The 17954-nt window shown below is 63.4% G+C and carries 19 protein-coding genes and 1 pseudogene; 17 read left to right on the top strand and 3 right to left on the bottom strand.

The genetic code is table 11. The annotated features are described in order from the left end of the window. Positions 1-18: 18 nt before the first annotated feature. The 7 genes from X743_RS156745 (at position 19) to X743_RS156775 (ending at position 4553) form a co-directional block, all read left to right on the top strand. Positions 19-507 carry a DUF29 domain-containing protein gene (locus X743_RS156745; RefSeq protein ID WP_023765525.1) on the top strand — a complete coding sequence of 163 codons (489 nt, stop codon included), beginning with the start codon at positions 19-21 and terminating at the stop codon, positions 505-507. Positions 508-566: 59 nt separating this feature from the next. After that, positions 567-1160 (top strand): hypothetical protein, encoded by a 594-nt coding sequence (locus X743_RS156750; RefSeq protein WP_023765524.1) that lies wholly within the window; start codon positions 567-569, stop codon positions 1158-1160. A 185-nt stretch (positions 1161-1345) separates the two neighbouring features. Next, positions 1346-1960: an urease accessory protein UreE gene (ureE, locus tag X743_RS156755; protein ID WP_023765523.1), complete on the top strand. Its 615-nt coding sequence runs from the start codon at positions 1346-1348 to the stop codon at positions 1958-1960. Further along, positions 1953-2624, top strand: a complete 672-nt coding sequence (locus tag X743_RS156760; protein ID WP_023765522.1) for an urease accessory protein UreF — start codon at positions 1953-1955, stop codon at positions 2622-2624. Before ureE ends, X743_RS156760 begins: the two co-directional genes overlap by 8 nt. Beyond that, complete coding sequence (locus X743_RS156765; RefSeq protein ID WP_023765521.1) at positions 2621-3061, top strand: DUF3995 domain-containing protein; 441 nt, start codon at positions 2621-2623, stop codon at positions 3059-3061. The genes X743_RS156760 and X743_RS156765 overlap by 4 nt, the downstream gene beginning before the upstream one ends. Then, complete coding sequence (gene ureG / locus X743_RS156770) at positions 3058-3699, top strand: urease accessory protein UreG (RefSeq protein WP_013891794.1); 642 nt, start codon at positions 3058-3060, stop codon at positions 3697-3699. The genes X743_RS156765 and ureG overlap by 4 nt, the downstream gene beginning before the upstream one ends. 86 nt (positions 3700-3785) lie before the next feature. Then, positions 3786-4553, top strand: coding sequence for a class II aldolase and adducin N-terminal domain-containing protein (locus X743_RS156775; RefSeq protein ID WP_023765520.1), 768 nt, complete (start codon positions 3786-3788; stop codon positions 4551-4553). A 12-nt stretch (positions 4554-4565) separates the two neighbouring features. Here the strand turns inward: X743_RS156775 and X743_RS156780 are convergent, their stop codons facing one another. Next, a complete protein-coding gene (locus X743_RS156780) occupies positions 4566-5198 on the bottom strand; it encodes an HAD family phosphatase (RefSeq protein ID WP_023765519.1) in 633 nt (210 codons plus the stop codon). 246 nt (positions 5199-5444) lie between these two features. Here X743_RS156780 and X743_RS156785 point away from each other — a divergent pair, with 246 nt between their 5' ends. Beyond that, positions 5445-6404: a sugar-binding transcriptional regulator gene (locus X743_RS156785; RefSeq protein WP_013891797.1), complete on the top strand. Its 960-nt coding sequence runs from the start codon at positions 5445-5447 to the stop codon at positions 6402-6404. Between the two features lie 41 nt (positions 6405-6445). Here the strand turns inward: X743_RS156785 and X743_RS156790 are convergent, their stop codons facing one another. Beyond that, a complete protein-coding gene (locus X743_RS156790; RefSeq protein ID WP_023765518.1) occupies positions 6446-6631 on the bottom strand; it encodes a hypothetical protein in 186 nt (61 codons plus the stop codon). A gap of 110 nt (positions 6632-6741) precedes the next feature. On the opposite strand from X743_RS156790, the gene gcvA reads away from it, so the two are divergent. The 9 genes from gcvA to X743_RS156835 all read left to right on the top strand — a co-directional run bounded on the left by gcvA (position 6742) and on the right by X743_RS156835 (position 16893). Continuing rightward, the gene (gcvA, locus tag X743_RS156795; protein WP_023765517.1) at positions 6742-7647 is read left to right on the top strand and encodes a transcriptional regulator GcvA; all 906 of its coding nucleotides are present in this window, start codon (positions 6742-6744) and stop codon (positions 7645-7647) included. A 284-nt stretch (positions 7648-7931) separates the two neighbouring features. Then, on the top strand, positions 7932-9242 hold the full coding sequence (locus tag X743_RS156800) for a sugar ABC transporter substrate-binding protein (protein ID WP_023765516.1): 1311 nt from the start codon (positions 7932-7934) through the stop codon (positions 9240-9242). 139 nt (positions 9243-9381) lie between these two features. After that, complete coding sequence (locus X743_RS156805) at positions 9382-10254, top strand: sugar ABC transporter permease (RefSeq protein ID WP_013891801.1); 873 nt, start codon at positions 9382-9384, stop codon at positions 10252-10254. Positions 10255-10265: 11 nt separating this feature from the next. Then, on the top strand, positions 10266-11090 hold the full coding sequence (locus X743_RS156810) for a carbohydrate ABC transporter permease (RefSeq protein WP_013891802.1): 825 nt from the start codon (positions 10266-10268) through the stop codon (positions 11088-11090). Between the two features lie 71 nt (positions 11091-11161). Then, positions 11162-12166, top strand: coding sequence for an ABC transporter ATP-binding protein (locus X743_RS156815; RefSeq protein WP_023765515.1), 1005 nt, complete (start codon positions 11162-11164; stop codon positions 12164-12166). Next, positions 12163-12933, top strand: coding sequence for an L-iditol 2-dehydrogenase (locus tag X743_RS156820; RefSeq protein WP_023765514.1), 771 nt, complete (start codon positions 12163-12165; stop codon positions 12931-12933). The genes X743_RS156815 and X743_RS156820 overlap by 4 nt, the downstream gene beginning before the upstream one ends. 166 nt (positions 12934-13099) lie before the next feature. Next, positions 13100-14578 (top strand): mannitol dehydrogenase family protein, encoded by a 1479-nt coding sequence (locus X743_RS156825; RefSeq protein ID WP_023765513.1) that lies wholly within the window; start codon positions 13100-13102, stop codon positions 14576-14578. A gap of 15 nt (positions 14579-14593) precedes the next feature. Then, positions 14594-15277, top strand: a complete 684-nt coding sequence (locus tag X743_RS156830; protein WP_013891806.1) for an HAD family hydrolase — start codon at positions 14594-14596, stop codon at positions 15275-15277. Continuing rightward, positions 15274-16893, top strand: a complete 1620-nt coding sequence (locus tag X743_RS156835) for an FGGY-family carbohydrate kinase (protein ID WP_023765512.1) — start codon at positions 15274-15276, stop codon at positions 16891-16893. Before X743_RS156830 ends, X743_RS156835 begins: the two co-directional genes overlap by 4 nt. A gap of 47 nt (positions 16894-16940) precedes the next feature. Here X743_RS156835 and X743_RS01000000168900 read toward each other — a convergent pair. After that, positions 16941-17950, bottom strand: a pseudogene (locus X743_RS01000000168900) (ATP-binding cassette domain-containing protein). Between the last annotated feature and the right edge of the window lie 4 nt (positions 17951-17954).

Raw genomic sequence — 17954 nt, 5'->3', positions numbered from 1 at the left:
TGGAGCAATATAGGCTGCATGAACAAGATTTTTCGCAAACAGCAATTGACGCCCTACGAGGCGGACTATGCTCAGTGGTGCACAGAGCAAGGCGCGCTGTTGCGCGAAGGTCGTCTGTCCGATCTTGATCGCGAGAATCTTGCCGAGGAGATCGAGAGCTTGGGGCGGAGCGACAAAAGGGAAATTGCGAGCAGGCTTGGCACCTTGATCCTGCATTTGCTCAAATGGGAGTTTCAGCCCGAGCAGCGCAAAACCGGATGGCTGCTCACAATCCGTGAACAGCGATATCGGATTGAAAATCTGCTCGATGAAAGTCCGAGCCTGAAAGCGTATCCGGCGCAGATGCTCGGACGAGAGTTCAAGATAGCAAGGTTAAAGGCGCTGGACGAAACCGGCTTGAGCGATCGCGATTTTCCTGTTGATTGCCCATTTACAATCAGGGAAATTCTGGACCATGGCTATTTTCCAGGCACGCCGTGGTCTTCGGATAAACTTATTCGCGAGTAGCCGCGAAGTGGCCCGTCGCAAATATTTCATCCCGTCGTGAGCATTGTTATTATCCGCCGATGGCCACCGAAATAGCCTCTCCCCACGACATCTTCCCGCATATCCGCATCGTCATGGGCATGGTAATCGGGCTTGGCGTCGCCCGCCTGCTGTCGGGCGTGGCGCGCATCGTCCAGCATCCGAGCCAATACCGGCTTTATCCCGTGCATCTGGCCTGGGTCGCTTCGGTGCTGTTGATGCTGGTGCATTTCTGGTGGTGGGAATTCGGCCTCTACGCCATCGAAACGTGGACGTTCGGCAAATACCTGTTCATCATCTTCTACGCGATCACGCTGTTCCTGCTATGCGCGCTGCTGTTTCCGGATTCGATGCTGGACTACACCAGCTACGAGGATTTCTTCTATTCGCGCCGCGCCTGGTTCTTCGGCCTGCTGGCGGCGACATATCTGCTCGATGTGATCGATACGCTGCTGAAAGGACCGGAGCATTTCGCCCGCTTCGGCAACGAGTATCTGTTCCGCACGCCGGTCTTCGTCGCGCTTTGCATCGCCGCGATCCTTGTGCGCGACCGCCGCTTTCACATCGCCTTTGTCACGGCAGCGCTGGTCTATCAGATATCGTTCATCCTGCGGCTCTTCGACACGATCGTATGACCAAGGCGAATGGTCTAGAGTCCAGGGGAAAGGCAAGGTCCAACCATGTACAAGGCCGTCGGATCGCGAGGCTGGGCCCGCGCCGGAAAATTTCCGATCGAGTCCGGGCGCGTCAACGCGTATTTCGACCGTGTTCTGGCGCGCCCTGCGCTCGTCCGGGCACAGGCTAATGGAGGCTCCATGAAATGAAGCTCAATCTCAACACCGACTTCACGAAATTCCCGCGCGCCGTCTCGGTGCTGACCGCCGGCAATGCCGGAACCGGCGCGCCATCGGGCCGTGCGGTTCTGGCCCATGACGAACGGCATCTGCGCCGCCGCGCCATCGAACTTGCCGACGGCAGCAAGGTGCTGGTCGACCTGCCCGAGCCTGTCGCTCTCAACGATGGCGACCGGCTGGTGCTGGAGGGTGGCGGCCATATCGAGATCATCGCGGCGCCGGAGGACGTCTATGACGTCCGCGCCCGTGACGCCGTGCATCTGACCGAACTTGCCTGGCATATCGGCAACCGTCACCTCGCGGCGGGCATCGAGGCGGACCGCATCGTCATCCTTCGCGATCACGTCATCAAGGTGATGCTGGAGGGGCTCGGCGCCACGGTCCGCGAGGTCTCCGAGCCGTTCAAGCCGGTGCGCGGCGCCTATTCAGCCCATGGTGGTGCCCATGGTCATGATCAAGGCCATCATCACACGGAGGCACATGCTCACAGCCACTCGGAAGCGCATTCGCACGCACACGGCGAACAGCATTCCCATTCGCACAGCCATTCCCACGACCATCACCACCACGACCATGACTGACCAGCCCTCCAACATCGCCCTGCTGCGGCTGATGGCGTGGCTGTCGCCGGCGTTTCCGGTCGGTGGCTTTGCCTACAGCCACGGTCTGGAGCGCGCGGTGCATGACGGGCTGGTGGCCGATGCCGCAAGCCTTGCCGGATGGCTGGAAACGCTGGTCGAGATGGGTTCGGGCTGGAACGATGCCGTACTGTTCGCCGAGGCCTGGCGCCGCGCCCGCAACGCCGGCGATCTCGTCGAAGTGGCCGCGCTCGCCGAGGCGCTCGCCGGTTCGCGCGAACGCCACACCGAGACCATGCTGCAGGGTACCACCTTCATCAAGGCCGCATCGGCCTGGCGAAATCCCGTGCTGGAGCGCTTGCCGGCCGAATGCGCCTATTGCATCGCTGTCGGGACCATCGCCGGCGGCAATGGCATTGCGCTGCGGGACGCGCTGTCCGCCTTCCTGCAAGCCTTCTTCTCCAACCTTGTCCAGGCGGCGATCAGGTTGGGTGTCGTCGGCCAGACGGAAGCAACAGTGCTGCTTGCCGGCTTCGAGCCGCTAGCCTTGGCAACCTCTGCCCGCGCCGCCAGTTCCTCGCTCGACGATCTCGGCGGCTGTGCCTTCGTCTCCGATGTCATGGCGATGAAGCACGAAACCCAATATTCGCGGCTGTTCCGCTCATGATCGTTCTCGCCTTCGTCCTTTCATTCGTGCTGCTGCTGATCACGACGCTGCATGTCTATTGGGGCATTGGCGGCATCTGGCCGGGCAGGGATGCCAGGTCATGCGCCCATGCCGTCGTCGGTTTTCGCGGCGTCGATGAAATGCCGACGCCGTTTGCCAGCTTCGCGGTTGCCGCCTGTCTCGCCCTGGCAACGTTGTGGCCACTGGCGCTGATCGGCTTTTTCGCATCGCCCTTCCCGAGGGAAGGCCTCGCCGCCACCGCGCTGCTCATCGGACTGGTGTTTCTCGGGCGCGGCATTGCCGGCTTCACACCCTGGTGGCGCCGGCTGACCCCAGAGCAGCCCTTCGCGCGGCTCGATACCAGCTATTATTCGCCGCTGTGCCTGTTGATCGGGCTCGGCTTCGCAGTCCTTGCCATAACGGAGTTCCCGACATGACCCAAGCCAACGGTCCCCTTCGCATCGGTATCGGCGGCCCCGTCGGCTCGGGCAAGACGACGCTCACCGAAAAACTCTGCAAGGCGCTGCGCGATGAATTCTCCATCGCCGTCGTCACCAACGACATCTACACCAGGGAAGACGCCATGATGCTGGCGCGGCTGCAGGCGCTGCCGGAGGACCGCATCGTCGGTGTGGAAACTGGCGGCTGCCCGCACACCGCCATCCGCGAGGATGCCTCGATCAATCTGCAGGCGATCGCCGAGCTCAACCGGAAGTTCCCCGATCTCGATATCATCTTCATCGAATCCGGCGGCGACAACCTTGCCGCCACCTTCTCGCCTGACCTTGCCGACCTGACGCTCTACGTCATCTCGGTCTGCCAGGGCGAAGAAATCCCACGGAAAGGCGGACCGGCGATCACCCGCTCGGACTTCCTGATCATCAACAAGAGCGACCTGGCGCCCTATGTGAACGTCAACCTCGACGTGATGGAGAGCGACGCCGGCCGCATGCGTGGCAAGCGCCCGTTCGGCTTCACCGACCTGTCGCGCGGCAAAGGGCTGCAGGAGGTTATCGACTTCATCGTCGAGCATGGCGGCTTGCGGGCCGGCATTGCCGCCAGCACGGCGGCCTGACCAGCAGCCGCCTCTTCTGCACCAACCGAAACCCGTTGCGGGCGGACGTGGGTCGCGGCATTCTTTGCAAAACCGGAGGATTTTCGATGAGCATCGCCCGCCTGCAGAAGGAAACGCTGACCAACCTGCCCTTCTACGAGGAGCGCGTCGATCTCGCCTGCGCCTTCCGCTGGACGGCACGGCTCAACATGCATGAGGCGGTGGCCAACCATTTCTCGCTAGCGGTCAACGAGGACGGCACGCAATTCCTGATGAACCCCAACCAGGTGCATTTCTCGCGCATCAAGGCGAGCGACCTGTTGATGATCGACGCCAACGATCCCGACACGCTTACGGGGCCGAACGCGCCCGACCCGACCGCCTGGGGACTGCACGGCGCCATCCATCGCAATGTCCGCCATGCGCGCTGTGTCATGCATGTCCATTCGATCCACGCCACGGTGCTGGCCTCGCTCGCCGATTCCCGCCTGCCGGCGATCGACCAGAATTCGGCGATGTTCTTCAACCGCCATGTCGTCGACGCCCATTATGGCGGGCTGGCCTTCGAGGAAGAGGGCGAACGTTGCTCGCAGCTTCTGACCGACCCCAAGGTCAAGGTGATGGTGATGGGCAATCACGGTGTGCTGGTCATCGGCGATACCGTCGCGGACGCCTTCAACCGCATGTTCTATTTCGAGCGCGCCGCCGAAACCTACATCAAGGCACTTTGGACCGGCCGGCCGCTGCGCACGCTGTCCGACGCGATCGCCGAGAAGACGGCCAGCGAAATGGACGACTATCCCGGCCAGGCCGAGCGCCATCTCAGCGAACTGAAGGCGATCCTCGACGAGCAGGAACCGGTCTACCGGAACTGAGCTTCTGAGAACTCAGAGCCCAAGCTCTCCGCGCAACTCCTCGGCGCTGTTGATGACGACGGCGCCGGGCGGTCCTTCCATCGGCTTTTCCGGCCAGAAGATCGTCTTCATGCCCGCCGCCAGTCCTGCCAGGGCGCCCGGCCAGCTGTCGTCGATCGCCACGGCGTGCGTGGGGTCGACATCGGCGAGATAGGCGGCGCGCAGGAAGGGTTCGGCGTGCGGCTTGCCTTCGCGCACGTCGTTGCGGCTGATCGTCTTCATGCCCGGATAGGTCAGCCCGACCATGCGCAGATTGGCATCGACGATCATCCGGTCCGAATTCGACACCACGGCTTGCGCCACGCCCTTTGCCCGCAACTCGTTGAAAACCTCGATCGCGCCGGGGCGCGGCTGCAAGCTTTCGACAAGCGGCAGATAGTGCTCGTATTTGTGGACGATCCATTCGTCGAAGGGCACGTCCAGGCCGAACTCGTCGCGCATCATCTCGTAGACCGGCCAGGCGGCAACGCCGAGCACCCGCTCATGCAAATTATCAGGCGGTATCAGACCGGCATTGCGCATCGCCGCCACGAGGGCTGCCTCATGCAGTGGTTCGCTGTCGACCAGCGTGCCGTCCATGTCCCAGAAAACCGCCTTCGGTGTCATGCAGCGCTCCTTTTTTCGATCCCTTAAAGGGTTTGCGCCGGGAGATAAACCTTCGAGGCGGCAGAACGCGGCGCCGGCCGGCAACCGACGCCGCGTTGCTTCTCCGACCAGACATTGGTGGATGCAAAATCCGGGTTGGACAGACGCAGGCATTTGCTCTTTCGATTGACAATTGCACAGCAGGCAGTTCCCTGCGAAACTAGGCATGGACCGCCTCGATGGCCGGCGGCCTCGGGGAGGCAGGACGTGAATACGCGGCAGGATGGCGGCAACAACAGGCTGGACGACGCGGCGCGCGCCGGGTGGCTTTACTATGTTGCCGGCAACACACAGGACCAGATCGCCGCGACGCTCGGCATATCGCGGCAGACCGCGCAGCGGCTGGTGTCGCTGGCGGTGTCGGAAGGGCTGATCAAGGTGCGCGTCGACCATCCGATCGCCAACTGCCTGGACCTCGCGGCCCGGCTCAAGTCGCGTTTCGCGCTCGACCTGGTCGAGGTGGTGCCGAGCGACCCGAATTCATCCTCCACCACCATCGGTATCGCCGAGGCGGCCGCCGCCGAGATCGAGCGCCGGCTGCGGTCACCGACGCCGATCGTCATGGGGATCGGCACCGGGCGCACGCTGAAGGCGGCAATCGAACAGCTGCCGCCGATGGAATGCCCGCAACACAAGGTGGTATCGTTGACCGGCAACATCTCGCCGGACGGCTCGGCCGCCTTCTACAACGTCATCTTCACCATGGCCGACAGGGTCAAGGCGCGCTCCTTTCCGATGCCGCTGCCGGTCATCGCCTCCTCGCCGCAGGAGCGCGAGATGCTGCTCAACCAGCCGATGATCCAGCCGACGCTGGCGCTGGCAGCCGAGGCCGACGTCACTTTCATCGGCATCGGCGACCTCGGCCCGAAGGCGCCGCTCTACGAGGACGGCTTCATTTCTGAAAGCGAGCTGAAAGCCCTGCAGAAGGCGGGAGGCATCGCCGAGATCGTCGGCTGGGTGTTCGATCGCGAAGGCCGCATGATCGAGGGCATCACCAATGACCGGGTGTCGTCGGCATCGCTGCCGTCGCGCGAGAAATCGCTGGTCATTGCGCTGGCCATGGGCGAGCGCAAGCTGCCGGGCATCCTGGCGGCCGTGAACCGCCGGCTGGTCAATGGGCTCATCACCGACGAGCGGACGGCAGCCGCGCTCTTGGCCAGCATCTGACTGGAACCCGCTGCGATCGATTTGCGATAAAGAGAGCAATGCTATCCGTGCCGTCCGAAAGGGTCGTTGCCATCGAGGAACCCGAGGTCGCGCTGCAGATGCGGCGACAGGTCCCTGATGTCGAGATGTGCCTTTTTTCTCACTGAAAACCAGCCGAATCCGTCCGCGAGCCACGAAATCCAGCGATGATCGGGTGCGGGAGTGCATTTTTGCTGTGCCATGGTCATGATCGTCAACCTTCGCTATCCTGGACCCGAATGACGGGTTGACGCTGAATGTCGGTCTTGCCGGCCGCCTTGGCCAATCGAACGTCGATAAGGACCCATAAGGAGGCTTTATGCCGGACCTCAGCTCGCGGCAGGTTTCGCAGCTCCCGCCTCTGCAGGCGATCCGGGTGTTCGAAGCGGTGGCGCGGCACCTTTCCTTCACCAAGGCGGCCGAGGAGCTCGCCATGACGCAAGCGGCGGTCAGCTATCAGATCAAGGTGCTGGAGGAACGGGTCGGCGCGCCGCTGTTCCTGCGGCGGCCGCGCCAGATCGCACTCACCGAGGCCGGACAGCGCCTCGCGCCGGCGGTCAGCGAGGCCTTCGCCATTCTTGGCCAGGCCTATGCCGCGGCGCGCGGCGGCGCGGATGGCGTGCTGTGCGTCACCACCGTGCTGACCTTCGCCTCGAACTGGCTGGCGCACCATCTGGGCTCGTTCCAGATCGCTCATCCTTCGCTCGCCGTGCGGCTCGAAACGTCGAGCCGGCTGACGGATTTCGCCCGCGAGGATGTCGACCTCGCCATCCGGTCCGGCGGCGGCAAATGGCCGGGGCTGGAAGCCTACAAGCTTCTCGATGCCGATTTCACGCCGATGCTGAGCCCGAAGCTCGCGGCAAGCATCGGCGGCGTCAGGGAACCGGCGGATCTGTTGCGGCTGCCGATCCTCGATCCCGGCGACGTCTGGTGGACGCAATGGTTCGAGGCCGCCGGCGTGCATTCGCACGATCTGGCCAAGCGGCCCGGCAGCAGCATGGGCGCACAGGCCTATGAGGCCAATGCGGCGATCGCCGGCCATGGCGTGGCGATCCTGACCAGGGCGCTGTTCAAGGCGGAACTCGCCGACGGCCGCCTGATCCAGCCCTTCGATCTCGTCGGCGACGATGGCCACGCCTACTGGCTGGTCTATCCGGAGGCACGGCGCAACGTGCCGAAGATCCGCGCCTTCCGCGACTGGCTGCTGGCCGAAATAGCCTGCTGACTGGCAAGGTGCATCGCTTCGAAGCGAAGTTCCGCGACGCGTCTTCATGCATGCCGTTCAAAATGCCGGTCGTTTTGGCCTCCGGATCCGATCGGGCTGCGCGACCTCTGAATTATGAGAGGCAGCAGGCACAGCCTGCCCGGCTATTTCCTCTACTCCATATCCAGCCAGCGTCGTCGAGTGCTGCGCTGCAGCATCGAATCTGGCTTGACATAATACAAGACTTAATGAGTAATTGCTCACAGCCAAGGCAAATGCTCATCTTGGTCCATGGGAGGAATTTGATGAAACTTCGTACGCTCATCCTGGGCTTGTGCTCGACCAGCGCGCTGGCGTTCGCTGCGCACGCCGAATCCATCACCATCGCCACCGTCAACAATGCCGATATGGTCCGCATGCAGACGCTGACCGACGACTTCACCAAGGCGAACCCCGACATCACGCTCAACTGGGTCACGCTCGAAGAGAACGTGCTGCGCGAGCGGGTCACCACCGACATCGCCACCAAGGGCGGCCAGTATGACGTGATGACCATCGGTACCTATGAGGTTCCGATCTGGGCCAAGCAGAGCTGGCTACTGCCGCTCGACAAGCTCGGCGACGATTATGACACCAAGGACATCCTCCCGGCCATCGCCGGCGGCCTTTCGGTCGACGGCAAGCTCTATGCCGCGCCCTTCTACGGCGAGAGCTCCTTCGTCATGTACCGCAAGGACCTGATGGACAAGGCCGGGCTGAAGATGCCTGACGCGCCGACCTGGGACTTCATCAAGCAGGCCGCCGACAAGATGACCGACCGCGCCAATGGCGTGAACGGCGTGTGCCTGCGCGGCAAGGCCGGCTGGGGCGAAAACATGGCCTTCCTGACCGCCATGTCGAACTCCTTCGGCGCCCGCTGGTTCGACGAGAACTGGAAGCCGCAATTCGACCAGCCGGAATGGAAGAACACGCTGCAGTTCTATGTCGACCTGATGAAGGCCGACGGCCCCGAGGGGGCGTCCTCCAACGGCTTCAACGAAAACCTGGCGCTGTTCCAGCAGGGCAAGTGCGGCATGTGGATCGATGCCACGGTCGCCGCATCCATGGTCTCCGACCCGAAGAGCTCCAAGGTGGCCGACAAGGTTGGCTACGCCCTGGCGCCCGACAATGGCCTCGGCAAGCGCGGCAACTGGCTGTGGGCATGGTCGCTTGCCATTCCGGCCGGTACGCAGAAGGGTGACGCAGCCCAGAAGTTCGTCGGCTGGGCGACCAGTAAGCATTACTCGGAGCTCGTCGCTTCCAAGCTGGGCTGGGCCAGCGCTCCTCCAGGAACGCGCACCTCGCTCTACGCCAATGCCGAGTACCAGAAGGCGGCTCCGTTCGCCAAGATGACGCTGGACTCCATCAACGCCGCCGACCCGACGCATCCGACGGTCAAGCCGGTGCCCTATGTCGGCGTGCAGTTCGTCGCCATCCCTGAATTCCAGGGCCTTGGCACCACTGTCGGCCAGCTGTTCTCGGCGGCTCTCGCCGGCCAGTCGAGCGTCGACGATGCCCTGAAGCAGGCCCAGGACGCCGCCACGGCGACAATGACCGAAGGCGGTTATATCAAGTAGGCTCCTCCCGGTGCCGAATGCCGGTCGCGCATCATGGCCGGCAATGGCCGCCCGAGTCCCAGTTCGGGCGGCCATCTTCAAAATCCTGGAATTTCTGGCGCAACTCTAAAATCCAGCTGACCTTTGGAGGGTGACCGTCATGGCTACTCAGCAGACCCGTTCGCTTGCCCGTTTCATGATGGCGCCATCTGTCGTCCTGCTCCTGGTCTGGATGGTTGTCCCACTGGCGCTCACGCTGTGGTTCTCCTTCCAGCAGTACAATCCGCTCAATCCGATCCGCGACGGGTTCGTCGGCGTCTCCAACTACGCGCTGTTCTATTCCAATCCAGCCTTCCTGCAGTCGATCCTCAACACGCTCGTCCTGGTGATCAGCGTGCTGCTGATCACGGTGATCGGCGGCATCCTTTTGGCGCTGCTGATCGACCAGCCGATGTGGGGGCAAGGGATTGTGCGCATTCTCGTCATCTCGCCGTTCTTCGTCATGCCGCCGGTGGCCGCATTGGTCTGGAAGAATATGATCATGCATCCGCAATACGGGGTGTTCGCCGATATAGCGCGATTCTTCGGGGCTCAGCCGATCGACTGGTTCGGGCAGCATCCGATGACGGCGATCATCATCATCGTCGCCTGGCAATGGCTGCCTTTCGCGACCCTGATCCTGCTGACCGCCCTGCAGTCGCTCGACGGTGAACAGAAGGAGGCCGCCGAGATGGACGGCGCCGGCTTCATCAGTCGCTTCATCTATCTGACGCTGCCGCACATGTCGCGCGCCATCACTGTCGTCATCCTGATCCAGACGATCTTCCTTTTGTCGGTCTATGCCGAGATCCTGGTCACCACCAATGGCGGCCCGGGATACGCCTCCACCAACCTGCCCTTCCTGGTCTACCAAAAGGCGTTGCTGGAATTCAAAATCGGCCAGGCATCCGCCGGCGGTGTGATCGCCGTCATTCTCGCCAACATCGTTGCCTTCTTCGCCATGCGCGCCGTCGGCAAGAACCTGGACAAGTAAGGGAGGATACGATGGCACGCTCAGTCACCACCCAGCACAAGACGATCGCGACCGTTGCGGCCTGGATTGTCGCCTTGCTGATCTTCTTCCCGATCCTCTATACGATCATCACCTCGTTCAAGTCGGAACAGGAGGCGATCCAGGGCTTCAACCTGATCCCGTCGGGAACATTCGAGAGCTATACCGAGGTCCAGGCGCAGAGCGGCTACTTCAAGTTCTTCTTCAACTCGGTGCTGCTCTCGGTCGGCTCGACCATCCTGGCCTTGCTGGTCGCCATTCCGGCTGCATGGTCGATGGCTTTCTCGCCGACCAAGCGTACCAAGGACATATTGATGTGGATGCTGTCCACCAAGATGATGCCGGCGGTCGCCGTGCTGTTCCCGATCTACCTGATCTTCCGCAATCTCGGACTGCTCGACAGCCGTATCGGCCTGATGGTCATGCTGATGCTGATCAACCTGCCGATCGTGGTGTGGATGCTCTACACCTACTTCCGCGAAATCCCCGGCGAGATCCTGGAAGCGGCACGCATGGACGGCGCATCGCTGTGGAACGAGATCGTCTATGTGCTGACCCCGATGGCGGTGCCCGGCATTGCCTCGACCATGCTGCTCAACATCATCCTGGCCTGGAACGAGGCGTTCTGGACAATCCGCCTGACCACCACGGATGCTGCTCCGCTGACCGCGTTCATCAGTTCCTTCTCCAGTCCGCAAGGCCTGTTCTGGGCCAAGCTTTCGGCGGCCTCGACACTGGCCATCGCGCCGATCCTGATCATGGGCTGGTTCAGCCAGAAGCAGCTGGTGCGCGGCCTGACATTTGGCGCCGTCAAATAATGGCGGTGCGGTTAAATAACCGAATTTGCCTGAAGCAACCGGCAGGAAAATAACCCCTCGGGGAGGAAACCATGGGAAACATCACGCTCAAGAACGTCTCCAAATCCTTCGGATCGACGTCCATCATCCCCGGCCTCGACCTGGTCATCGAGAATGGCGAGTTCGTCGTCTTCGTCGGTCCGTCCGGTTGCGGCAAGTCCACGCTGCTGCGGCTGATCGCCGGGCTGGAGGACACCAGCGGCGGCACCATCAACATCGATGGCCGTGATGTCACCGGCGAGGCGCCGGCCAAGCGCAAGCTCGCCATGGTGTTCCAGTCCTACGCGCTCTACCCGCATATGACGGTGGCCAAGAACATCGCCTTCCCGCTGAAGATGGCGGGCGAGGACCAGGCCACCATCGACAAGAAGGTGAAGGACGCGGCGCGCGTGCTCAACCTCACCAACTATCTCGAGCGCCGGCCGGGCCAGCTCTCGGGCGGCCAGCGCCAGCGCGTCGCCATCGGCCGCGCCATCGTGCGCCAGCCATCGGCCTTCCTGTTCGACGAACCGCTGTCCAACCTCGACGCCGCATTGCGCGGCACGATGCGGCTGGAGATCAGCGAACTGCATCATCAGCTCAAGACCACGATGATCTATGTCACCCACGACCAGGTCGAAGCCATGACCATGGCCGACAAGATCGTGGTGCTCAACGCCGGCAACATCGAGCAGGTCGGCTCGCCGATGGAGCTCTACAAGACGCCGCGCAACCTTTTCGTCGCCGGCTTCATCGGCTCGCCGAAGATGAACCTCATCGAAGGCGCACCGGCGGCCAAACATGGCGCCAAGACCGTCGGCATCCGTCCCGAGCACATGGAAATCTCGACCACGGCGGGCGAATGGAAGGCGACCGTCGGTGTCGCCGAGCATCTGGGATCGGACACGTTCCTGCATGTCCAGGCCGATGGCGTCGGGCCGCTGACGGTGCGCGCCGACGGCGAGCTGGCGGTTCATCACGGCGACACCATCTATCTCACGCCCGACAAGGCCAAGCTGCATCGCTTCGGCGCCGACGGAAAGGCAATGGTGCAGTGAGGTTGAACGGCAAATCGGCGCTGATCACGGGTTCGGCCCGTGGCATCGGCAGGGCTTTCGCCGAAGCCTATGCGCGCGAAGGCGCTGTCGTGGCGATTGCCGACATCAACATGGAAGCTGCGCAGAAGACAGCCGCGGAGATCGGTGCCAAAGCCTACGCCGTGAAACTCGATGTCTCGGACCAGGCGTCCATCGACGCGGCGGTGAAGGCGGTCGAGACCAGGACCGGCGGCCTCGACATCCTGATCAACAACGCCGCCTTGTTCGACCTGGCGCCGATCGTCGAGATATCGCGGGCAAGCTACGAGAAACTGTTCTCCGTCAATGTCGCCGGCACGCTGTTCATGCTGCAGGCGGCGGCCCGCTCGATGATCGCGCGAGGCAAGGGCGGCAGGATCATCAACATGGCGAGCCAAGCCGGGCGGCGCGGCGAGGCCCTTGTCGGCGTCTATTGCGCCACCAAGGCCGCCGTCATCTCGCTGACGCAGTCGGCGGGGCTCGACCTGATCAAGCACCGCATCAACGTCAACGGCATCGCGCCCGGCGTCGTCGACAGCGATATGTGGGACCAGGTCGATGCGCTGTTCGCCAAATACGAGAACCGGCCCAAGGGCGAGAAGAAGAGACTGGTCGGCGAAGGCGTGCCTTACGGCCGCATGGGCAGACCGGAGGATCTCGCCGGCATGGCCGTGTTCCTGGCCAGCGACGACGCCGAATACATCGTCGCCCAGACCTACAATGTCGATGGCGGCCAGTGGATGAGTTGAGGGGGGACGGCCTCTTCTTCCCGTACCTCCGCGGGGAGAGGAGGCCGACAGTCCGGTGAGAGGCGAGCCTTTATCCGATGATGCGCCGCCCTCGCCTTTGCCCTTCCCGTAGAAGACGGGGAGAGGAGCGTAACGAAGGCCGGATCCCGGCCAAAGGGTAAAGCAGATGACCGTGAAACTCTCTTCCTCCAATCTCGCCAGGCTTCCGGCCAACGTCGCCGGACCGAGATACGACCGTTCGAAGCTCAAGGCCGGCATCGTGCATTTCGGCGTCGGCAATTTCCATCGCTCGCACCAGGCCGTCTATCTCGACGATTTGTTCAATGCGGGCCTCGGCCATGACTGGGCGCTGGTCGGCGCCGGCGTATTCGAAGGCGAGAAGATCGGACGCGGCAAGCTGGAAGAGCAGGACTGGCTGACCACGGTGGTCGAGCAGGATGAAGGTCACATGAGCGCCCGCGTCACCGGCGCCATGATCGACTTCCTGATGCCGGGCGATGCGGCTGGCATCATCGAGAGGCTGGCCGACCCGGCGATCAAGATCGTTTCGCTGACCATCACCGAAGGCGGCTATTTCATCGACCCGGCATCGGGCGTCTTCAACCCGGCCCACCCCGACATCGTCGCCGACGCGCAACCGGGCGCCACGCCGAAGACGGTGTTCGGCATCATCCTCGCCGGCCTGATGCGCCGCCGCGACGACGGCATCGTGCCGTTCACCGTGATGTCCTGCGACAACATCCCCCACAATGGCCACGTCACGTCGGATGGGGTCATTGGCCTGGCCCGCCTGATCGACGAGGATCTGGCGGCCTGGGTCAGCGAGCATGTCGCCTTCCCGAACGGCATGGTCGATCGCATCACGCCAGCCACCACCGATCGCGAGCGCGGCATCCTGGCCAAGGATTTTGGCGTCGAGGACGGCTGGCCGGTGTTCTGCGAGCCGTTCCGGCAGTGGGTGCTGGAAGACCATTTCACCGATGGTCGTCCGCCGCTGGAAAAGGTCGGCGTGCAGTTCGTCAGGGATGTCGCGCCCTACGAGCTGATGAAGATCCGCATCCTCAATGGTGGCCACGCCACCATCGCCTATCCGGCCGGACTGATGGACATCCATTTCGTCCATGAGGCGATGCAGGAGCCGCTGGTGCGCGGCTTTCTCGACAAGCTCGAGCACGACGAAATCATTCCGACCGTGCCGCCGGTGCCGGACACGGTGCTGGAGGACTACTACCAGCTCATCGAGAAGCGCTTCTCCAACCCGAAGATCGGCGACACGGTGCGCAGGCTCTGCCTCGATGGCTCCAACCGCCAGCCGAAATTCATCATACCGACCATCGCCGACCGGCTGAAGGCCGGAAAGGGCGTCACGGGTCTGGCGCTGGAATCGGCGCTTTGGTGCCGCTACTGCTTCGGCACGTCGGACAGCGGCGCCGTCATCGAGCCCAACGACCCGAGCTGGGACCGGATGCAGGCAACCGCCAAGGCGGCAAAGGACGCGCCCGCCGCCTGGCTTGCCATGGAGGATATCTATGGCGATGTCGGCCGCGCTACGGCGTTCGTCGAGGCCTTTGCCCATGCGCTCAACGTGCTATGGGCGAATGGCGCGCGCGCCACGCTGACACGCTACATCGCCGGCAAGCTCTGAGAGCCGTCGACGCCCATGACGCCTGAATTGGTCATCTTCGACTGCGATGGCGTGCTGGTCGACAGCGAGGCGCTCTCCGTTTCGGCGCTGCTCGGCATGATCGCACTGGCCGGCGGCAATGTCGGCGAGGACGCCGCCTACGAGCATTTTCTGGGCAAGAGCATGAAAAGCGTGCGCGAGATCCTCGGCCGCGACTTCGGTCTGGAGATCAGTGACCAGCATCTCACCGCCATGCGCGTCGACCTGATGCGAAAGTTTCGTGAAGAGCTGAAGCCGATCCCCGGCATCAGCGAGGTGCTGCCGAAGCTCGGCCTGCCGTTCTGCGTCGCCTCCTCCGGGACGCTGGAACGCATCCGCTACGCGCTTGACGTCACCGGCCTGCTCGGGCTGTTGGAGCCGCATCTGTTCAGCGCCGCCATGGTGGCCAAGGGAAAGCCGGCGCCCGACCTTTTCCTGCATGCCGCCGCCAGCATGCGGGCGCATCCGCGCAAATGCCTGGTCATCGAGGACAGTCCGGCAGGCATCGCGGCGGCGCGCGCGGCGGGCATGCGCGTGTTTGCCTTCACCGGCGGCTCGCATGCCGGCAACCCCGCACTGAAAGCGCGGCTTGCGTCGAGTGAACCGGACTTTATATTCGCTGACATGCTGCAATTGCCCGATTTGATTGCAGGCCTGGGAGCGAGAGTTAGAGCATCTTGACGAAACAGTTTGTTTGCGCGGTCGATGTCGGCACCGGGAGCGCCCGCGCGGGCATTCTCGACACCAGTGGCAGCTTACTCGGCCGCGCCGAGCGGGCGATCGCCATGCACCAGCCGAAGGCCGATCACGCCGAGCACGATTCGCGCGATATCTGGTCGGCCGTCTGCACCGCCGTGCGTGCGGCGCGCGAAAAGGCTGGCGTCGCCGCTGAGGATATTGCCGGCATCTCCTTTGACGCCACCTGTTCGCTGGTGGTGCGCGACCGGCAGGGCGGTCAGCTCAGCGTTTCGAGCACCGGCGACAAGCGTTGGGACACCATCGTCTGGCTCGACCACCGCGCCATCGCCGAAGCCGACGAATGCACGGCGAGCGGGCACGAGGTGCTCAACTATATCGGTGGCGTCATGTCGCCGGAAATGGCGACGCCGAAGCTTATGTGGCTGAAGCGCAACCTGCCGAAGACATGGAATGAAGCCGGCTATCTATTCGACCTCACTGACTTCCTGACCTGGCAAGCGACGGGATCGCTCGCCCGATCGCAATGCACGCTGACGGCCAAGTGGACCTATCTGGCGCACGAGGAAACAGCCTGGCAGCGCGATTTTTTCGCGCTCGTCGGCCTCGATGACCTGTTCGAGCACGGCAATCTGCCCGAGCGGGCGAGCCCCGTCGGCGGCTACATCGGCTCGCTGACGGCAAAAGCAGCAGACGAGCTCGGCCTCACCGAAAAATGCCGGGTCGGCGCCGGGGTCATCGATGCCTATGCCGGCGCGCTTGGCGTGCTCGGCGGCTTTGCCGGCGACGAGCAGAATATCGGCCGGCATCTGGCGCTGATCGCCGGCACATCCTCCTGCGTCATGGCGATGTCGCCCGACCCGCAGCCTTTCGCGGGCGTCTGGGGGCCTTACTACGGCGCGGCGCTGCCGAAGCTGTGGCTGTCGGAAGGCGGCCAGTCGGCCACCGGCGCCCTGCTCGACCACATCATCCGCTGGCATGGCGCCGGCGGCGAACCGGACGCAGCCATGCATGCCAGGATCGCCAAGCGTGTCGCCGAACTGCGCGCCGCCGAAGGTGACAATCTCGCCGCAAGGCTGCACGTGCTGCCGGACTTTCACGGCAACCGCTCGCCGCTCGCCGACCCGCATGCCGTGGGCGTGGTCAGCGGACTGACGCTGGATTCCTCCTTCGACAGCCTGTGCAAGCTATACTGGCGCACCGCCGTCGGTATCGCGCTCGGCGTGCGCCATGTGCTGGAGGCGCTGAACGAGAACGGCTATCTGATCGACACGCTGCATGTCACCGGCGGCCACACCAAGAACCCGCTCCTGATGGAGCTCTATGCCGACGCCACCGGCTGCACGGTGGTCGAGCCGCTGGCCGACGAGGCGGTGCTGCTCGGCACCGGCATGGTGGCGGCGACCGCGGCCGGGCTGTTCCCCGACCTCAACGCGGCCTGCCTCGCCATGCAGCAGGGCGGCAAGACGCGTGCGGCAAACCCGGCCGCCGGCGCCCGTTTCGATCGCGACTACCGGATCTTCCTGGAGATGCATCGGCAGCGGCAGGCGCNATGCTTTCGAGCTCGATGGCGGTCTCGGCGAAGGCCTGGCCTTCGGTAGATGCATCGGCAGCGGCAGGCGCTCGACGCGATCCGGTAGAACGCGCCTTACCGTGCCAGCAAGGACAGGCCGGATTTGGCATCGAACAGATGCATGTTCGATTCGTCGAACGTATAGCGGACATCGCTGCGGACAACGGGACAGGCGCGGCTTGATACCAGCGCGCTGATCTCCTTGCCGCCGAGAGCGAACGTCACCAGCGCATCATTGCCGTGGAATTCGATGAGATCGGCGGTTCCCGCCAGGATATTTTCGGAGCGGTCGGCTGCCGCGATCCTCAGATCGGGAGGCCGGATCCCAAGCACCGCCTGCTCGCCCTGCTGAAGCTTGAAGCGCGAGCCATCGACGGTGAAGACAGTTGCGCCATTGGTCAGCGTCCAGCCATTGTCTTTCCGGCCCACCGTCACCTCGATGAAATTCATGTTCGGCGTTCCGATGAAGCCGGCAACGAACAGATTGCCCGGCCGCTCGTAGATTTCCGCCGGCGAGCCGATCTGCTCGATCCTGCCGTCGCGCAGCAGCACGATGCGGTCGGCGAGCGTCATTGCCTCCAGCTGGTCGTGGGTGACGTAGACGGTGGTCGTGTTCAACGACTGGTGCAGCCGGGCGATCTCGACGCGCATGTGGTTGCGCAGCTTGGCATCGAGATTGGACAGCGGCTCGTCGAACAGGAAGACTTTCGGCGTCTTGATCATGGCACGGGCAATGGCGACGCGCTGCTGCTGGCCGCCGGACAGTTCGGCGGGTTTGCGGCCGAGATAGGGGTCCAGACCCAGCGTCCTCGAGACCGCCTCGACGCGCTGCTGTATCTCGGCCTTCGGCACCTTCTGCCGCTTCAGGCCGAAGGCGATGTTGTCGAAGATCGTCATGTGCGGGTAGAGCGCGTAGTTCTGGAACACCATGGCGATGCCGCGATCGCCGGGATCGAGGTCGTTGACCACCTTGCCGCCGATCGAGACCTCGCCGCCGCTGATNCCTCGATGGCGAGGTTCAGGTCGCGGATGACTGACGTGGCGCCGTAGGATTTGTCGACATGGGAACAGACGATCGCGGACATGCTC

Source organism: Mesorhizobium sp. LNHC232B00, from assembly GCF_000502435.1.
GTDB lineage: Bacteria > Pseudomonadota > Alphaproteobacteria > Rhizobiales > Rhizobiaceae > Mesorhizobium > Mesorhizobium opportunistum.
The sequence above is the reverse complement of the archived record's forward strand: the minus strand, read 5'-3'. Positions and strand labels throughout refer to the sequence as shown.